This is a genomic window from Frischella japonica (assembly GCF_014489845.1).
GTDB classification, from domain to species: Bacteria; Pseudomonadota; Gammaproteobacteria; order Enterobacterales; family Orbaceae; genus Frischella; species Frischella japonica.
Window position 1 is genome coordinate 237,816 of the sequence record NZ_JABURY010000006.1, and the last position, 17,125, is coordinate 254,940.

General features: G+C 36.2%; 15 protein-coding genes. 7 read left to right on the forward strand and 8 right to left on the reverse strand.

Going from position 1 to position 17,125, the window contains the following annotated elements:
- Positions 1-3: 3 nt before the first annotated feature.
- Genes FcAc13_RS02470 through FcAc13_RS02485 form a run of 4 tightly spaced genes read right to left on the reverse strand, consistent with a single transcriptional unit; the run spans position 4 to position 2,406 of the window.
- Positions 4-393 carry a DMT family transporter gene (locus FcAc13_RS02470; RefSeq protein WP_187754611.1) on the reverse strand — a complete coding sequence of 130 codons (390 nt, stop codon included), beginning with the start codon at positions 391-393 and terminating at the stop codon, positions 4-6.
- Positions 393-755, reverse strand: a complete 363-nt coding sequence (locus FcAc13_RS02475; RefSeq protein WP_187754835.1) for a DMT family transporter — start codon at positions 753-755, stop codon at positions 393-395. The genes FcAc13_RS02470 and FcAc13_RS02475 overlap by 1 nt, the downstream gene beginning before the upstream one ends.
- Before the next feature lie 30 nt (positions 756-785).
- A complete protein-coding gene (locus FcAc13_RS02480; RefSeq protein WP_187754612.1) occupies positions 786-1,625 on the reverse strand; it encodes an alpha/beta hydrolase in 840 nt (279 codons plus the stop codon).
- Positions 1,626-1,632: 7 nt separating this feature from the next.
- Entirely contained in the window at positions 1,633-2,406 is a 774-nt protein-coding gene (locus FcAc13_RS02485) for an MtnX-like HAD-IB family phosphatase (RefSeq protein WP_187754613.1), read from the reverse strand.
- A 266-nt stretch (positions 2,407-2,672) separates the two neighbouring features.
- Between FcAc13_RS02485 and FcAc13_RS02490 the strand changes: the two genes are divergently transcribed.
- Both FcAc13_RS02490 and FcAc13_RS02495 read left to right on the forward strand, forming a co-directional pair.
- A complete protein-coding gene (locus tag FcAc13_RS02490; RefSeq protein WP_187754614.1) occupies positions 2,673-3,410 on the forward strand; it encodes a response regulator in 738 nt (245 codons plus the stop codon).
- Complete coding sequence (locus tag FcAc13_RS02495; RefSeq protein WP_187754615.1) at positions 3,403-4,761, forward strand: ATP-binding protein; 1,359 nt, start codon at positions 3,403-3,405, stop codon at positions 4,759-4,761. The genes FcAc13_RS02490 and FcAc13_RS02495 overlap by 8 nt, the downstream gene beginning before the upstream one ends.
- Before the next feature lie 89 nt (positions 4,762-4,850).
- Here the strand turns inward: FcAc13_RS02495 and FcAc13_RS02500 are convergent, their stop codons facing one another.
- The 4 genes from FcAc13_RS02500 to FcAc13_RS02515 all read right to left on the reverse strand — a co-directional run bounded on the left by FcAc13_RS02500 (position 4,851) and on the right by FcAc13_RS02515 (position 9,171).
- Positions 4,851-6,068, reverse strand: coding sequence for a BaiN/RdsA family NAD(P)/FAD-dependent oxidoreductase (locus tag FcAc13_RS02500; RefSeq protein ID WP_187754616.1), 1,218 nt, complete (start codon positions 6,066-6,068; stop codon positions 4,851-4,853).
- Positions 6,069-6,079: 11 nt separating this feature from the next.
- Positions 6,080-6,940 (reverse strand): pyridoxal kinase PdxY, encoded by an 861-nt coding sequence (pdxY, locus tag FcAc13_RS02505; protein ID WP_187754617.1) that lies wholly within the window; start codon positions 6,938-6,940, stop codon positions 6,080-6,082.
- 12 nt (positions 6,941-6,952) lie between these two features.
- Positions 6,953-8,233, reverse strand: a complete 1,281-nt coding sequence (locus tag FcAc13_RS02510) for an MFS transporter (protein WP_187754618.1) — start codon at positions 8,231-8,233, stop codon at positions 6,953-6,955.
- 233 nt (positions 8,234-8,466) lie between these two features.
- Complete coding sequence (locus FcAc13_RS02515; protein WP_187754619.1) at positions 8,467-9,171, reverse strand: GntR family transcriptional regulator; 705 nt, start codon at positions 9,169-9,171, stop codon at positions 8,467-8,469.
- A 180-nt stretch (positions 9,172-9,351) separates the two neighbouring features.
- Here FcAc13_RS02515 and FcAc13_RS02520 point away from each other — a divergent pair, with 180 nt between their 5' ends.
- The 5 genes from FcAc13_RS02520 (at position 9,352) to FcAc13_RS02540 (ending at position 17,005) form a co-directional block, all read left to right on the forward strand.
- Positions 9,352-11,223, forward strand: coding sequence for a glucose PTS transporter subunit IIA (locus FcAc13_RS02520; RefSeq protein WP_187754620.1), 1,872 nt, complete (start codon positions 9,352-9,354; stop codon positions 11,221-11,223).
- Positions 11,224-11,237: 14 nt separating this feature from the next.
- Positions 11,238-12,680, forward strand: coding sequence for a 6-phospho-beta-glucosidase (locus FcAc13_RS02525; protein ID WP_187754621.1), 1,443 nt, complete (start codon positions 11,238-11,240; stop codon positions 12,678-12,680).
- Between the two features lie 1,048 nt (positions 12,681-13,728).
- The gene (gene argC, locus FcAc13_RS02530) at positions 13,729-14,739 is read left to right on the forward strand and encodes an N-acetyl-gamma-glutamyl-phosphate reductase (RefSeq protein WP_187754622.1); all 1,011 of its coding nucleotides are present in this window, start codon (positions 13,729-13,731) and stop codon (positions 14,737-14,739) included.
- A gap of 16 nt (positions 14,740-14,755) precedes the next feature.
- Positions 14,756-15,532, forward strand: coding sequence for an acetylglutamate kinase (gene argB / locus FcAc13_RS02535; protein WP_343066768.1), 777 nt, complete (start codon positions 14,756-14,758; stop codon positions 15,530-15,532).
- A gap of 255 nt (positions 15,533-15,787) precedes the next feature.
- A complete protein-coding gene (locus tag FcAc13_RS02540) occupies positions 15,788-17,005 on the forward strand; it encodes an argininosuccinate synthase (protein ID WP_187754624.1) in 1,218 nt (405 codons plus the stop codon).
- Positions 17,006-17,125: the final 120 nt, after the last annotated feature.

Sequence of the window (17,125 nt, forward strand, 5' to 3'; positions counted from 1 at the left end):
TGATTATGCTTGATCATTAGGTTGTAGCTTGTGTTCAGCAAGTGCTAAAAAGATAATGCCGATAATAATACATGCTGCACCCACTAATCTTAACCATTGCACTTCTTCATTAAATAACCAGATTGAAGCGAACATAACGGTTACCACTTCAAGATGAGATGCGGCAAATGCAGGACCAATCGGTGCTTTTTTTAACAGCAACATCCAAGTAAAAAAAGCACCGATATAACCTAATACAGCGGTATAAACCCAAGGATTGGTAAAAACACGTATAATCCAGTCAATACTCATTTCTAACGGTTTAGCATGTTCGGCAGTAAATTTAAAACTACATTGTCCTAATGTATCAAACAATAATAGAAAGAAAAAACCAATTAAATAAAATTTACGCATTACGAAACCCCCACTAGAATGACACCTATTGTAATAAATAACATGCCGAGCACGCGATGTAACGTGAGCATTTCTTTAAACAAAATACGTCCAACTATCATGACTGCTATGATATTAATTGAACCTAACAGAATTCCCTGTGATAAAGGAACTAACGTTAGAAATGCTAACCATAATAAAAATTCAGCAATATAAGAACCGATCCCTATCCATAACCAATAGTTACGAAATAGATCAACCCAATAATACCAACCATTACGGTTTTGCGGTGCGGTAGCAGAAAATTTGAATGCAATTTGCCCTAAGGTATCCAAGGTAATATTAGCTACCCATAAACATAAAACTATAATCAAAGGGTTGATCACAATGAATTACTCCTGTTACTTTTATTGTCATTTAGGGGATGCTGCATATTGTTGCACTATTTTGTCAAAGAATGCCACTGCAGTATTAATAACATCGCGACGTTGACGATCAATCGTAATCATATGATAACTTTCTTTTAGGCTAACAAACTTGGTTGGTGCATTAACCGTTTTTTCAATCATACGAGCATTAGTATTGATATTGGCAATGTCATCATGCTCGGCGTGCATAATTAAACAAGGTGAAGTGACTTGTGGCAGTTGCCGTTTAACCGTTTTAGCTAACAATTGCATTTCTGCTAATGCTGGGAAAGGGTTACCCGCTAATCCAGCTGCTGCGCTGTCACCACTGAACATGCTTTCAACAATGGTTGCGCGAATGCGTTCATCTTTTAGCCCATAAGGTGGTTGTTCAATAAATGAACGTTTTTGAAATAAATGCAGTTTTTTCAATAGTGGTAGAATCGGGAAGAAAGTTTTCGAAAACCATGGCATACTCCAGCCATCATAGTAAAATGTAGCACCAAATACACCCACGCCTTTAATTTGATCAGGATGATCAGCGGCTAATTTGAGTGATAATAGTGCTCCCATCGATAATCCACCGACAAATAAGCAACCACTCAGTTTGCTAGCTAAAAATTGCAAGGCATCTTCAACACTTTGATACCAATCTTGCCAAGTTGTACGGCATAAATCCGCCTCGTCACCACAGTGACCGGCTAATTGCATGCAAAATACACTATAACCTGCTTTATTGAGTCCTTTAGCCAAAATCCGCATTTCTGTTGGAGTACCGGTTAAACCATGGATCAGTAATACACCATTTTCGTTACCTGGTAGAAAGAAAGAGTTATCAGTAATCATAAAGCAATTAGTCCGTTAATGTAATAGCGATTTTGGAAAAAGAATGAGTTTGAGTAAAACGAGGTAAAAGTCTAAGCACGTCATTAAAGTCCTGCATAGGATGATAAGCTATATGGTTTTCCTGACAATAGTTGATCAATTTACTTTTTGCAAATACCACATCGACTTTATTCGAAACACAAAAATCTGAAGCGCCGTCTCCCACATAAATGATTGAATTAGTTAGCGGTTGATGTTGTTTGACTAAAGCACATTTACAATTACCGCTCCCTTTAACACATGCATTATTGGCATATGGAAACGCTAACCGCCAACCATGATCAAAATCATGTAATAAATGATTGGCATAGATGGGTAAATCGTTTATACCATATTTTTTCAGAATATATTCAATGGCATAGTCCAGTCCATCACTAACGACTTTAACCGCAATCTGGTGCTGTTTGGCAAAGTTTAATACATCAATAAAATAGGGATCGATTTGGATACTATCCAACACTTCGTTGATTTCAGGTAGTGTTGCTTTCATTAAAGCAATTTGTTTGCCCATACACTCTTTTGAACTGATTTTGTCAGCTAACCAAAGTTCCTCAAGTTCTTGACAACCCGCCATGCCAAATTGTTCAAGTAAGGTGTCAGTAACATCTTTGTCGCTAATAGTTCCGTCAAAATCTGATAATATGATTGGTTGCGAGTTAGATCCTGCGCCATACAAAAGCCCTGAATGCAATGGTTCAGAAAAATGGTGTGCGTTTTTGGTAATTGTTAAGAATGTATTCATTGTTGTACCACAATTCATTGTAAATAACTGATATCGTAATAACTCATTAAGTCGTTGTAGAAGTGAAGATAAGGTGAGTTGGAAAACCATTTCACATCACGCTGTGAATTCTAAACGAATAGCGCATATTAATATGTTGTTTTTTTGTATTGTTTTTGTAACAACGTTTAAAAACGCACTAAAATCCCAATAATGGCTTAGAAAAATAGGTTGAGTCCGTTATAATAGATTTTATTTTTAAGTAAATCAAATAAATATGAGGTACTATGAACGGTAATATCTTGATTATTGAAGATGACGAACGCCTCGCTAATCTCATTGTTACTTATCTATCCAAGCACCAATATCAAGTAACTTGGTATGCCCGAGGGGATAGTGCTGAAGCAGAAATTGCTCGTTTAAATCCAGATATTGTTATCTTAGATGTGATGTTACCAGGGAAATCAGGATTTGATATTTGCCGGGATATCCAGTCATGGTATGAAGGATATGTACTTATAATGACAGCCAGTGAAGATAATCTTGATGAGATCATTGGCTTGGAACTCGGTGCTGATGACTATTTAGCCAAACCGGTGGAACCTCGTTTATTATTGGCACGTGTTCGGGCTTTATTACGTCGTCGACAAGCAGACAGTGGTGCCATGCATAAATCGCCGTCGGAAACCGTAGCGCCTAAAAATATTCTACGATATGGTCAATTACTAATTAATTTGGATCGTCATTTTGTTAGTTTAAATCAAAAAGAGATTAATCTGACGACGGCTGAATTTGAATTATTATGTTTATTAGTGCGTAATGCAGGAACGATCTTATCACGTGATGATATTTATAGTCAGGTGCGTGGTATTGAATTTGACGGACTCGATCGTTCGATGGATGCCCGTATATCTCGTTTACGACGTAAATTATCAAATGATGATGAAAGTAATAGTCAACAATTTATTAAAACTATTCGAGGCAAAGGTTACTTATTTAGTTATGAGGGAGAGACAGTTGTTTAAATCACTCCAAAATAAAGAAAGTATTTATCCATTTTTTTTTAAACGTTCGTTAGTTTATTTAATTATTTTATTGTTCATTCAATCTTTTATTGCTTATGGATCGATTTTGTTGTTTGATATGCTACCCGAATCGTTAACCGGTGTGCCAAAAGAGCACGTTATTCAACGACAATTTCAAACCGGTTCAGCTAACTTAATTCGTTTGCAAATTAAAGAACATCCTGAACGTTCCGCGCAGCAAACACTTAAACAATTACAGCCTTTATTTAATTATCAGTTGATGCTGATACCAAGCACTACCCAATTAAGTGATACGGTAAAAGAATCTTTACAGCATCACGGTATTGGTTTTGATGATGATGACAATTATATTTATGCTACTTTGGATGAGCATCAATTGTTAAAATTTGGACCGATGGCGTCAACGGATATTTTAGATGCGAATGTCATGTCTTTTTGGTTATATTTGATTTTATGGTCAATATTGAGTTCAGTGGTATTTTTTATTATTTTTTATTTTGCATTTGCTCATTATTGGCGTGATACCGTGAATATTCGCCATACTGCTGAAGCCTTAACAGAAGGCAATTTAAAAGCACGGGTAAGACCGGCACAAACATGGTTATTTAAACCTTTATCAATAGTTCTTAATCGTATGGCGGCACAAATTGAACAATTGGTTAATACTAATAAAACCATGAGTCATGCGATGGCTCATGAATTGCGTACGCCTTTAAGTCGAATTCGTTTTGAATTAAGTATGATGGAAGATGCACAACATATTGAAGAAGTTGTACCTTATGTTGATGGAATTAAGCAGGATGTTGAAGAACTTGAGGATTTAATCAACATTAGTCTTAACTTTTTTAAGCTACAACAAAATAAAATTATTCCTAATGTTATAAATGTGAATTTATCCACTTGGATCAGTAAATTATGTGATTCGTTAATCATGTTAAAACCGGAAAATTTTACTTTTACTTATCAATGTGAGGCTATTGAATATCCTATTGATACTCGCTTAACCGATATTATTGTAAAAAATTTGGTTATGAATGCGTTTAAATATGCTAACAGTAAAGCAGAATTAGCCATTTACCATAAAGATAATAAACTTTACATTGAAGTAGATGATGATGGAGCGGGGATTAGTCCAACTGAGCGACATAAAGTATTTATTCCCTTTTCGCGCTTAGATACTAGTCGAACTCGTTCTACTGGCGGTTATGGTTTAGGTTTAGCTTATGTAAAATTAATTGCTGAAGCTCACAATGGCAGTGTATTTATTACCACCAGTGAATTAGGTGGGGCAAAATTTGTGGTGATTTTAAACCATGAACTAGAAGAATAAGGGGTATATTTTTCATTTTGGCAAAATATCTCAATTTAAACGCGTCACGTAAAATGGCATCATATTTTTACGTGACATTGCTTATGTGGTTACTTTTTCTTAGAGCGATAACTAGTGACTAGTTCGCTGGCACAAGCAAACGCACTACTCCATGCCCATTGAAAATTATAGCCACCCAACCAACCGGTTACATCGACGACTTCGCCAATAAAATAGAGATTAGGTTCATTTTTGACCGCCATGGTTTTTGAAGACAAATAATTGGTATCGACTCCCCCTAATGTGACCTCAGCGGTACGATATCCTTCGGTACCATTTGGGGTAATTTGCCAATCCGTTAATGCGGTTATCAGGCTTTGTTGTTGTTTGATATTGAGTTGCTTTAATGGTAAATCAACAATCATTTGCAATTGGATTAAACAATCAATTAAACGCTTAGGTAAGAGTTTGGCTAATACCGTTTTTAATTGTTGATTGGCTGCTTGGTCACGTTGTTCGATAAAAAACGTTGGTAAATCAATATTTGGAAGTAAATTGATATGTATCGTTTCACCCATTTGCCAGTAGTTAGATAATTGTAATATCGCTGGGCCTGAGATACCTCGATGTGTAAACAGTATATTACCTTTAAAACATTGCTGCTTTACCGCAACTTCTGCTTCAATGGCAATTCCTGTTAGCTTAGCTAAGTGATCTCGTAATGTTGGTTGTAAGGTAAAAGGGACCAGTCCTGCTCGCACCGGAACAATCGGTACAGAAAATGATTCAGCAATTTTATAACCGATAGGCGTCGTTCCTAATTTAGGCATTGACAAACCACCGGTTGCGATTATGAGTTTGTCGGTATATATCATGCCTTTAGTGGTTGTTAGCTTAAACCCTGATGAGGTGGCAAAAACATCTAATAATTCGGTTTGCATACTAAAGTTAACCTGCCCAGATTGACATTCAGCTAATAACATGGCGACGATACTTTGTGCACCCTCATTACAAAATAGTTGACCTAGTTCTTTTTCATGATAAGCGATATCATGGCGCTGAACTAATTCGATAAAATCCCATTGGCTAAAACGTTTTAATGCAGATTTACAAAAATGCGGATTTTGAGATAAATAATGTTGTGAGTCAATGTTAAGATTAGTGAAATTACAATAGCCTCCACCCGACATTAAAATTTTTCGCCCAGGTTTTTTACCATTATCGATCACAGTAACATCAAAGCCTTGTTGTCCAAGTAAACTGGCACAGAATAAACCGGAAGCACCGGCACCAATAATGGTAATTTTAGGTAAGTGAGTATTTGACATAAGAAAATTCTTTAAATAGGGAAAGCGCGAAAATGCATTTTGGGGTGTTTGATGTAATGCTGTGCTTTAATCATTTCAAGTTCCAAGCTATTGTGTTGTTTAGTTATATCTAACACATCATTGGCAATATTGGCGGCTAATTCAAACGCCTCAAGTTCTGATTTGCCATTAACCAAATGGGCAGTAAAAGTGGCGCAGATTAAATCACCTACTCCTAATGGTCGCCGAGTGAAATCATACAACGGTCGGGTAAGGTGATACATTTTTTGCTCAGTGGCTAAAATCATTTCAAATTCTTTGCTATTTTTTCCAGCATATTGTAAATTTTTCACAATAATTTTCGCTCGATTTTGCGCTTTTAATTGCTCAATTGCGTTAATGACATCGGTAAAGTTGTGCAGTGTCTGTTGCGCTAAAATCTGTAATTCAAGTAAATTAGGGGTAATATAATCAGCTAGTTTAATGGCGTGATTGCTGAAAAAATCGATGATATTTTGGGGTAAAGAACTGCCTTTACTAATATCCCCCCCCATAACTGGATCACACACATATATTGCCTGTGGGTTATATTGTTTGATTTTTTTGACAGCGTGGTAAATTTCTTTACCTTGTTCGGCACAGCCAATGTAGCCAGAAATGATCGCATCAATCGAGCCCAAGATTCCAATACTCTCTAGACTATTTATGATGCGTGAGATCTGTTTGTCACCTAATACAATACCGTCATAATGTTGATAAACGGTATTGCTTGATAGTTGAACCGTATGGATTGGCATAACCTCTATACCAAGTAGTTGCATTGGGAAAGTGGCAACTTTATTACCTGCATAACCGTAAACTACATTAGATTGAATAGATAAAATTCGTTTCATGATTAAGCTTTGTTACTCTTCAAAATGATTAACACGATTTAATAAATAAATACAGATGATCGAAACAATGCCTAAAGTGCTGTAAAAAAGCGCTAAAGGATACCACACAGTTTGATAGGTATATATCAAATAGCCACCAATCATTGGTATTAAGCTACCAAAAATTGCAGCACAACCTTGATAACTAATCGAAAGAGCTGTGTACCTAATTCTTACTGGGAATACATGACTTAAATAGCCGGCAATGACACCATAAAAGCCACTATAACAGATGACCAAAATAGAAATACCAATAATAAAACTGTTTTGAGTACCATTATTAATAATTGGGAATAGTACAAACATCGACAACATAGCCAATATAGCTGACAGAATTAAAAAATGGGCTGCTTTCATACGTTCTGAAAAATAAGCCATAAAAGGTTGGGTAATAAAATGTACAATGGCGACCCAAAATAAGGCATCTAAAATAACGTGCTTTTCAACGTGCAGTACCAATGTTGTATAACCAATCATCAAGGTGTTGGAAAAAATACCACTAAACGATAAGATATTTGCACCGATCGCTAAAATTAATAACGGTAAAGCTTGCTTTATTACTTGAATCAATGGAGCAGATTCTCGCAGTTTAACGGCTGACAGTTGTTTTTCTGATTCAATAAAAACCGGTGATTCAGTTAAAGTTATGCGAGCAATAAAACCGATGATTAATAACACAAAACTGATTAAAAATGGGATGCGCCAATATTGTGCATCAAACAGTAAATCTTGTGGTAATCGCATAATGTAAGAAAAAACTAATAATGCTAGTACATTGCCCGCTGGACTACCCCATTGCGCAAAGGAGGAAAAGAAATTTTTAAATCCCTTTGGTGCATGTTCTGTAGCCATTAATACTGCACCTCCCCATTCACCGCCAACCGCAATACCCTGTAATATGCGTAGCAGCACTAATAAAATGGGTGCAACAATACCTGCAGTTGCAAAAGTAGGTAATAAACCAACAGAGGTGGTGGCGATCCCCATTAACATTAAGGTTATAATCAACGATTTTTTGCGCCCCAAGCGGTCTCCTATGTGGCCAAAAATAATCGCACCTAACGGGCGGGCTAAAAAACCAATGGCAAAGGTAGCAAACGATCCTAAAATACCAATAAATTCATTATCGGCTGGGAAGAATAATTGGCTAAAGATTAGCACTGAAGCAAGGGCATAAATATAAAAATCGTACCATTCGATGGTGGTGCCGATAAAAGCAGCAAAAGCGACTTTTTTTGCGGAAGAGTGAGCCATAAATTCCTCGATATAATTTGTGGATTGTATCTATCACTATTACAATGATAATTAAGGGAATTATCAATTATTTATGCTTATCCAGTAAGATAAGATAGAGTGTATTGTATAACATGATAATGCGAATAATTGATTTCGGCGAGAGCTTTATTACAAAATAGCAACATCTTCTATAAATTAGTAATGATTACGCCATTTTTTATTTAGCAATGTTATCAAAAGAATGTAACTAACTATTTAGCATGACTTTGAACACAAAATTTGGCGTTATCTTTATGATAAATGATCGTGGAAAAATCAAATGGTTCACCTGCACTGGTGTAAAAAATCTCATGCATGAATAGAGCTGTTGAGTCAACAGGTAATTTAAGATAGCTGGCGGTTGATTCATCGATGGTTAATAATTCGATATATTTATCAGAAAAACCAATATTAATTTGCCCAGTTTGGGTGATATACTCAAATATGGATCCTTTAGCAATTTCTTTATTTAAATAAGGAATTAATTTTTTGCGGTAATAAGAATGTTCTAATCCATAGATCTTACCGTCTGCATAACGTAAACGTTTGATGTAGTAAATTTCCTCGTCGCTATTGCAGTTTAAATTGGCTTGGATTTCTGTATTTGGACGAATAACATCGAATGCCAATACTTGAGTAAAACCTGGTAAATCACCTAAGTCATCGGTAAAACCATGGCTGGTCGCTAGATTCAGATAACCTGACTTTTTACGCTGACGAACAAAGATGCCGCTCCCTTGAACTTGGTAAATCACACCTTGTCGCTCTAAACGTGCAAGCGCTTTAACAATCGTAGTACGACTGACTTGATATTGGTTAATTAACTCTTCGATATTAGCTAACTGACTACCCTTAGGTAATTGTTGCTGATAAATTGAATCATAGATTTTTTGCGCAATATTCTGATATTTTAGCATGGATATTCTCGCTAACTGCGATTAATTATCGTAACAATACCACATTTTAATGGGCTCTTTAATAGATTAAAATTTTATTGCTTAAAAAGGATGATCGTGATCACAAACAATAAAATTGTGAATTCACAATTATTTTGTTTGCGTTTAATATTTAGCCTTTCAGATTGAAAGGGCTAATGTATGACAGGAAAAATCAGAGATTATACTAAACTCGCTGCTGATTTACTGCAGGAGTTAGGTGGTGAACAAAACATTGTTAAGGTTGCACGTTGTGCAACACGCTTGCGGCTAGTTGTTAAAGAAAGTCCAGCCGGTGCGAAAGAAAAGATAAGTCAATTACCTGGGGTAATAACAGTCGTTGAAAAGGGTGGTCAAATTCAGATTGTCATAGGAACCAATGTGGGTAAAGTTTATGATGCTTTCCTGAAACTGGTCAATCCACAAAATATCGCCACTACAGAAGATAATAATAATATTATAAATAAAATTATTGCCACTATGTCAGCGGTATTTGCTCCCTTCGTTTATATTCTTGCTGCTGCGGGTATTTTACAAGGTTGTTTGATTGTCATTAATCTATTTTGGCCAGAATTCGAAAAAACTGGTGTTTGTCAGGTATTCAGTTTCATTTCTTGGGCTCCTTTCATTTTCTTACCTATTTTTATTGCGATTACCGCGTCTCAACATTTTCGTTGCAATATTTATATCGCCGTTGCCTGTTGTGCTGCATTGGTATCACCGCAGTTGGGTCAAATGGTAGAACAAATCAAAGAAGGAAAATTAATTGTTGACTTCTTTGGTTTTCATTTATCGGAAACGACTTATACTTCATCTGTGTTACCACCGCTATTTTTAGTTTGGTTGTTATCTTATCTCGAACATGGGTTAGATAAGTTTTTGAATAATGTAATAAAACCGATATTCATGCCATTCATCTGTTTAGTGGTAATGGTACCTTTAACCTTATTATTGGTTGGTCCATTAACTGCTAATGCGGCACACTATATTGCTGATGGTTATAATTGGTTAGTCAATTTATCGCCGTCTGTGGCGGGTGGTGTGATCGGTGGAGCATGGCAAGGATTAGTGATCTTTGGGGTTCACTGGGGAATAATTCCGGTTATTTTAACTAATTTTAAACTTTATGGGCATGATTCATTCCAAGTCTATCAAATGATTGCGGTGATTGGTCAGGTCGGTGCTGCTATCGGCTTCTATATCAAAACTAAAAATCAAGAGATGAAAGGTGTTTCTCTTTCAGCATTTATTACCGGTATTTTTGGTATTACAGAACCAGCAATTTATGGTGTTAACTTACGATTCAAAAAACCATTTATTTTTGGTTCTTTAAGCGCGGCTTCAGGCTGTGTTATTGCAGGCTTATTCAATCCTTACTATTTCGCCTATGCCGGATTACCAGGTATATTAACCATTGTTAATGCCATCAGTTCAGAAATGCCATATTCATTTAAGGGTGCCGTTATTGGTAGTGCTATTGCATTTATTGGTCCGATTATTTTGATTCAACTATTTGGTACCGGTGAACCTAAAACTGAAACATCTTTGGAAGATGATACGCCAAATCTAAAACTTGATAGTGTCAAGCTGGCAAGTCCAATGACCGGTAAAGTCATTCCATTAGAACATGTACCAGACCAAGTATTTTCAAGTAAAGCGATGGGAGATGGTATTGCCATTGACCCGACTGATAATCATGTTTATGCACCTTGTGATGGGGAAATTAAAGCGTTATTCGAATCTTCTAAACATGCGTTAGGACTCTTGTCAGATGATGGTATTGAGCTATTAATTCATGTTGGTATTGATACTGTTAATCTTACTGACAATCAGTTTAGTTACCATGTTACGATGGGGCAAAAAGTTAAGCAGGGCGATTTGTTAATCAGTTTTGATCCTGAAGCGGTCAAACAAGCTGGCTATCCATTAATTACACCAATTATTATCACTAATTCGGCTGAATATCAGCAGATTATTCCAACAACGAAAACTGATATTACGCCACAAGATATACTATTTACTGTTAAGCAATAATGAGGGTAAGACACATGACAACAAAAACATTTTTATGGGGTGGTGCATTAGCCGCCCATCAATTCGAAGGTGGTTGGAACGAAGGTGGCAAAGGCCCTAGTGTCGTCGATGTAATGACAGCCGGTGCACATGGTGTGGCTCGTCAAATCACTCAAGATATTGAACCCAATAAGTTTTATCCTAATCATACTGCAATCGATTTTTATCATCATTACAAAGCAGATATTAAATTATTTGCTGAATTGGGGCTAAAATGCTTACGTACTTCAATCGCTTGGACGCGCATCTATCCTAAAGGGGATGAATTAGAACCAAATGAAGCGGGATTACAGTTTTATGATGATGTATTCGATGAATTGATTGCTAATGGTATTGAGCCAGTTATTACGTTATCGCACTTTGAAATTCCGCTACATTTAGCCCGTGAATATGGTGGTTTCCGTAATCGTAAAGTGGTCGATTTCTTCGAGCGTTTCGCGACGACTTGTTTTGAACGTTATAAAAATAAAGTCAAATATTGGATGACGTTTAATGAAATCAACAATCAAATGGATACAAATAACCCAATTTTCTTTTGGACCAATTCAGGTGTACAAGTTCAACCGGGCGAAAATCCAAAAGAAGTACTTTATCAGGTAGCGCATTATGAGTTACTGGCGAGTGCGAAAGCGGTAATTGCTGGTAAAAAAATCAATCCAGATTTCCAAATCGGTTGTATGGTATCGCATGTGCCGATTTATCCTTATTCATGTAACCCTGAAGATATGATGGCGTCAGAAATTGCTATGCATCAACGGTTCTTCTTCCCGGATGTTCATGTTCGTGGCTATTACCCAAGTTATGCGTTAAAAGAGTTTGAACGTGAAGGATATAAGTTAGATATTACATCAGAAGATTTATCTATCTTAAAACAAGGTACAGTTGATTACATTGGTTTTAGCTACTATATGTCAACCGTGGTCAAAGCAGAAACCAATGTTAATCATGAACTAGGCAATATTGTTAATGGCGCATTACCAAATGCAGTTGATAACCCATATATCAAGAGTAGTGATTGGGGGTGGCCTATTGATCCAGAAGGATTACGTTATACATTAAATCGTTTATATGAACGTTATCAAATTCCATTGTTCATTGTTGAAAATGGTTTTGGTGCAATCGATCAACTTGAACATGATAACCAAATACATGATCAACCACGTATTGAATATTTAGCCGCTCATATTAAAGCTATGCTAAAAGCAATCGATTATGATGGTGTTGATGTAATGGGATACACTGCTTGGGGTATTATCGATGTTGTTTCATTTACGACTGGCGAAATGAAAAAACGTTATGGCGTGATTTACGTTGACCGTGATAATGAAGGCAACGGAACAATGCAACGTTATAAGAAAGATTCTTTTAAATGGTATCAAAAGGTTATTGAAACCAATGGTCAATGTTTAAAAAAATAGAATTGTACTTCCATTATTTTTTACCTCACTTTTTGAGCACTGAAGCATATTTAGTGCTCTTTTTTTATTGCTTGGTTTATAGCGGGCTGTTTATTGACAACAAAAGTCGTGGTTTGAAGATTAAAGTTTAACGTGCAATATGTAACACTTTATTAAAGCCTGATCTGGCAAATCTTTGCTGCCCATCATTGGCGTTGTGAGCTAAGTTGCCAATCGATGATTTATTTTTTTTCAAATAACCATGATTGTTTCGAACTTTGAAAATACTATTATTTATATTCAATATCTTGCTAACGTCCAAGTCGAGGGATTTTATGGAAAAATTGCTCTAATAATTTTTTTACCTGCAGAAAGTATCGGTCACTACCTGACTTTCTTTGTTCATCTATTTTTTACTGACAAAACGCCAAATATCGTTATCCTATAAGCCACGATTTATCGGCACTATGCCTAATATTCTCTGCAAATGGATTCCTTCAGCAATAATTAAGCAAGAAAATAAATACCATTATTTAAATAACTCTTATAATCACAAAGAAAATGAAGGTGTTTTCATAATAAAATCAGTTGGTTACAATATTTCCATGAAACTAAAACATATATTGAAACAATCATATATACCATTGTTGTCCTTGTTTTTTAGCTTTGCGCAGCGGAAGGTGAGAGCCCGAGGATTTTTGTTTAAATACATCGGATCACTTGAGCTTTGAATGTTTGATACTTGGTTAGTTGTCATAAAGACTAATCAGATAGTACGATAATTTAGATCGTAATTTGCTTAAAAAAGCCAAAAAATAACGACTATGTTGGCATCAATGGGGAAAATATCCTATTTAAACTCTTAACTATCCCTGAGCTGTGTGCTAGCAATCTCTACGGCTTCCACCACATGCATCATAGACAATTTAATATTATATAAAATAACATCTAAATTCACCGCTAAATAAAAATTCACAATTAATGCATAAAAATTCATTTTAATATTGAATTGCTGAATAAAATCGATTATTCTATTGTTCAATAAAAGCTAAGAATAATAAGGATAATGATGTTAAAGGCATTAATTGTAGGTGCGAGTGGGTATGCTGGAGCACAACTGGCATATTATTTAAATAAACATCCTCAGGTAGAAATTGTTGGTTTGACAGTTTCCGAAAATAGCTTAGATGCTGGTAAACTTATTTCTGACTATGATTTACATCCACAGCTTAAAGGGGTGGTAGATCTGCCTTTATGGGCTATTGCTGATTATTCTTCACTAATTGATAATGTTGATATTGTTTTCTTAGCTACTGAACATGCCGTTAGTCATGATATCGCCCCGTATTTTTTGGAGCATGGATGTGTGGTTTTTGATTTATCGGGTGCTTTTCGTGTGAATTCTGAGCAGTTTTATACCCAATATTATGGTTTCACCCATCAACATCAACAGTGGTTAGAGCGTGCTGTGTATGGTTTAGCAGAGTGGAATGCTCACAAAATCAAAGATGCGCAATTAATTGCGGTTCCCGGTTGTTATCCTACAGCAGCACAATTGCCATTAAAACCTATTATTGAGGATGGATTATTAGATTCTACCCAATGGCCAGTAATCAACGCCGTTAGTGGGGTTAGTGGTGCAGGGCGTAAGGCATCATTAAAAAATCACTTTTGTGAAGTGAGTCTTCATGCATATGGGTTATTCACTCATCGCCATCAACCTGAAATAGCGACACATTTAGCGCAACAAGTTATTTTTATTCCTCATTTAGGTAATTTTAAACGAGGTATTCACGCGACCATTACTGGTCGAGTAAAAGAGGGCGTTATGGCGGAAGATGTCTTAAACGCTTTGAATAAATATTATTCCCAGAAACCTTTGATTCGCATTTATCAGAAGGATTGGCCAGCATTAAAATCGGTAGTAGGTTTACCTTATTGTGATATTGGTTTTGTACTTAATGATCGTCATTTAATTATGATTTCAGTTGAAGATAATCTTTTAAAAGGTGCAGCCGCTCAAGCGGTACAATGTATGAATATTCGTTTTGGCTTTGATGAAACGATGTCGCTAATTTAACAGAAGGTATGTGATGATGAATCCATTAGTCATTAAAGTCGGTGGGATTATACTCGATAATAAACAGGCAGTTGCTAATTTATTTGCTGTCATTAGCCAGTTTAAAGCTCAACAGCAACGCTCTTTGATTATGGTTCATGGTGGTGGTTGTTTAGTCGATGATTTAATGAATCGCTTAGCTTTGCCTGTTGTGCGTCGTAATGGTTTACGGGTAACACCAGATGATCAAATTGATATTATTGTTGGAACATTAGCGGGTAGTGCGAATAAAGTACTATTAGCTGAGGCGTATAAACATCATTTATTGGCGATAGGTTTGTCTTTAGCTGATGGCAATAGTGTTAATGTCACCCAATTATCACCTGAATTAGGTTGCGTCGGCGTGCCGACAACTGGCGATCCAACATTACTCAATCTATTGCTCACTCAACATTATCTACCGATTATTAGTTCAATTGGTATCACGCCGGACGGAGAATTAATGAATGTTAATGCTGATCATGCCGCGGTGGCGATAGCAAAAAATCTTAATGCCGATTTGGTGTTACTATCAGATGTATCAGGCGTATTAGATCAGAATAAACAGTGCATTCCTATGTTAACTATGGAGCACGCAGAGCAGTTAATTGCTCAAGGAGTGATTCGAGATGGTATGGTTGTCAAAGTGAGATCAGCTTTTGATGCTGCTAAGATGTTAGCAAAACCGGTTCATATTGCCAGTTGGCAAGAGAATGAAAATTTAATTGATTTATTTAATGGTAAAGCAGTTGGAACGACATTGCTAGCTCAATGATCTACAAAAACTTTTTGATAAAATTTATGTTGAATATTTATCCGTTAAAATAATTTAATTACGAAAAAATAATTAAATGGTTAAGCTAGTGGTTTACTTTGACTCCTGCGGTTAATTGGTAGAATTTGGGAAATTTATTACGGTGTAGTCATCAATAAGTTGCTTGATATTACATCAAAATCAATAACAGTTTAACGCGGTTTTACATAAGACAATAAGATCGCCATGTGCATATAAATTCATAAAGGGTATAACATGAAACAAAGTGGAATAAAAAAAGTTGTTTTAGCTTATTCAGGTGGTTTAGATACATCAGCAATCATTCCTTGGCTAAAAGAAAACTACGCAGGTTGTGAGGTATATGCTTTTGTTGCAAACGTAGGTCAGGACCCTAAAGAACTTATTGATGTTGAGAAAAAAGCTAAAGCATCTGGTGCGGTGGCTTGTCGGGTGGTAGATTTACGAGAAGAGTTTGTCAAAGATTATGTTTATCCAGTTCTTAAAACCGGTGCACTTTATGAAGGAACCTATTATTTAGGTACCTCAATGGCTCGTCCGATTATTGCTAAAGCTCAAGTTGAGTATGCTTTAGAAGTTGGTGCTGACGCCTTATGTCATGGGGCAACAGGTAAAGGTAATGATCAGGTGCGTTTTGAAACCACTTATACGGCTTTAGCGCCACAATTAAAAGTGATTGCACCTTGGCGTGAATGGAATTTACGTTCTCGTGAAGCGTTGATTGATTATTTAAAACAACGCAATATTCCTACTACAGCAACGATCGAAAAAATTTATAGTCGTGATGAAAATGCATGGCATATTTCTACTGAAGGTGGTGTTTTAGAAAGTACCTGGAATCAAGCGAATGCCGATTGTTGGGCTTGGACAGTTGCCCCGGAAGATGCGCCTGATCAAGCAGAACTTGTCACCATAGGAATTGAACAGGGTGAGGTTGTTTCTGTTAATGGTCAAAAATTAACACCATATCATTGTGTTGCTGAACTTAATAAAATTGGTGCTAAACATGGTGTTGGGCGAGTCGATATTATCGAAAACCGTTTAGTTGGCATTAAATCACGTGGTTGCTATGAAACACCTGGTGGCACAATTATGATGACAGCATTACGAGGACTAGAACAATTAGTATTAGATCGCGATAGTTTTAAATGGCGTGAGCAACTTGGCTTAGAAATGGCTTATGTGGTATATGATGGTCGTTGGTTTGCGCCTTATCGTCGTTCATTACAAGCAGCAGCTGAAGTATTGGCTGAAGATATGACCGGTGAAGTGATTGTAAAACTCTATAAAGGAAATGCAACTGCAATTCAGAAGAAATCACCAAATAGTTTATATAATGAAGAGTTTGCTACGTTCGGTGAAGATGAAGTTTATGATCACAGTCATGCCGGTGGATTCATTCGCTTATTTTCCCTTTCTTCGCGTATTCGCGCCTTGAACGAGAAGAAAAAATAACAATTTAAGATTATTAATCAATAATCTTACTATGAAGTATTATTCAATTTCAAAAGGCGATGTTTAACATCGCCTTTAATGTTAATGAGTCATTTAAAATAATTTTTATGATTTTGTTAC

What these genes read in the sequence shown, in the direction of transcription:
- pdxY (WP_187754617.1), bottom strand. Translation starts at nt 6,940, where the DNA reads ATGAAACGAATTTTATCTATTCAATCTAATGTAGTTTACGGTTATGCA.
- FcAc13_RS02520 (WP_187754620.1), top strand. Translation starts at nt 9,352, where the DNA reads ATGACAGGAAAAATCAGAGATTATACTAAACTCGCTGCTGATTTACTG.
- FcAc13_RS02490 (WP_187754614.1), top strand. Translation starts at nt 2,673, where the DNA reads ATGAACGGTAATATCTTGATTATTGAAGATGACGAACGCCTCGCTAAT.
- FcAc13_RS02470 (WP_187754611.1), bottom strand. Translation starts at nt 393, where the DNA reads ATGCGTAAATTTTATTTAATTGGTTTTTTCTTTCTATTATTGTTTGAT.
- FcAc13_RS02500 (WP_187754616.1), bottom strand. Translation starts at nt 6,068, where the DNA reads ATGTCAAATACTCACTTACCTAAAATTACCATTATTGGTGCCGGTGCT.
- FcAc13_RS02485 (WP_187754613.1), bottom strand. Translation starts at nt 2,406, where the DNA reads ATGAATACATTCTTAACAATTACCAAAAACGCACACCATTTTTCTGAA.
- FcAc13_RS02480 (WP_187754612.1), bottom strand. Translation starts at nt 1,625, where the DNA reads ATGATTACTGATAACTCTTTCTTTCTACCAGGTAACGAAAATGGTGTA.
- FcAc13_RS02510 (WP_187754618.1), bottom strand. Translation starts at nt 8,233, where the DNA reads ATGGCTCACTCTTCCGCAAAAAAAGTCGCTTTTGCTGCTTTTATCGGC.
- FcAc13_RS02540 (WP_187754624.1), top strand. Translation starts at nt 15,788, where the DNA reads ATGAAACAAAGTGGAATAAAAAAAGTTGTTTTAGCTTATTCAGGTGGT.
- FcAc13_RS02515 (WP_187754619.1), bottom strand. Translation starts at nt 9,171, where the DNA reads ATGCTAAAATATCAGAATATTGCGCAAAAAATCTATGATTCAATTTAT.
- FcAc13_RS02525 (WP_187754621.1), top strand. Translation starts at nt 11,238, where the DNA reads ATGACAACAAAAACATTTTTATGGGGTGGTGCATTAGCCGCCCATCAA.
- argC (WP_187754622.1), top strand. Translation starts at nt 13,729, where the DNA reads ATGTTAAAGGCATTAATTGTAGGTGCGAGTGGGTATGCTGGAGCACAA.
- argB (WP_343066768.1), top strand. Translation starts at nt 14,756, where the DNA reads ATGAATCCATTAGTCATTAAAGTCGGTGGGATTATACTCGATAATAAA.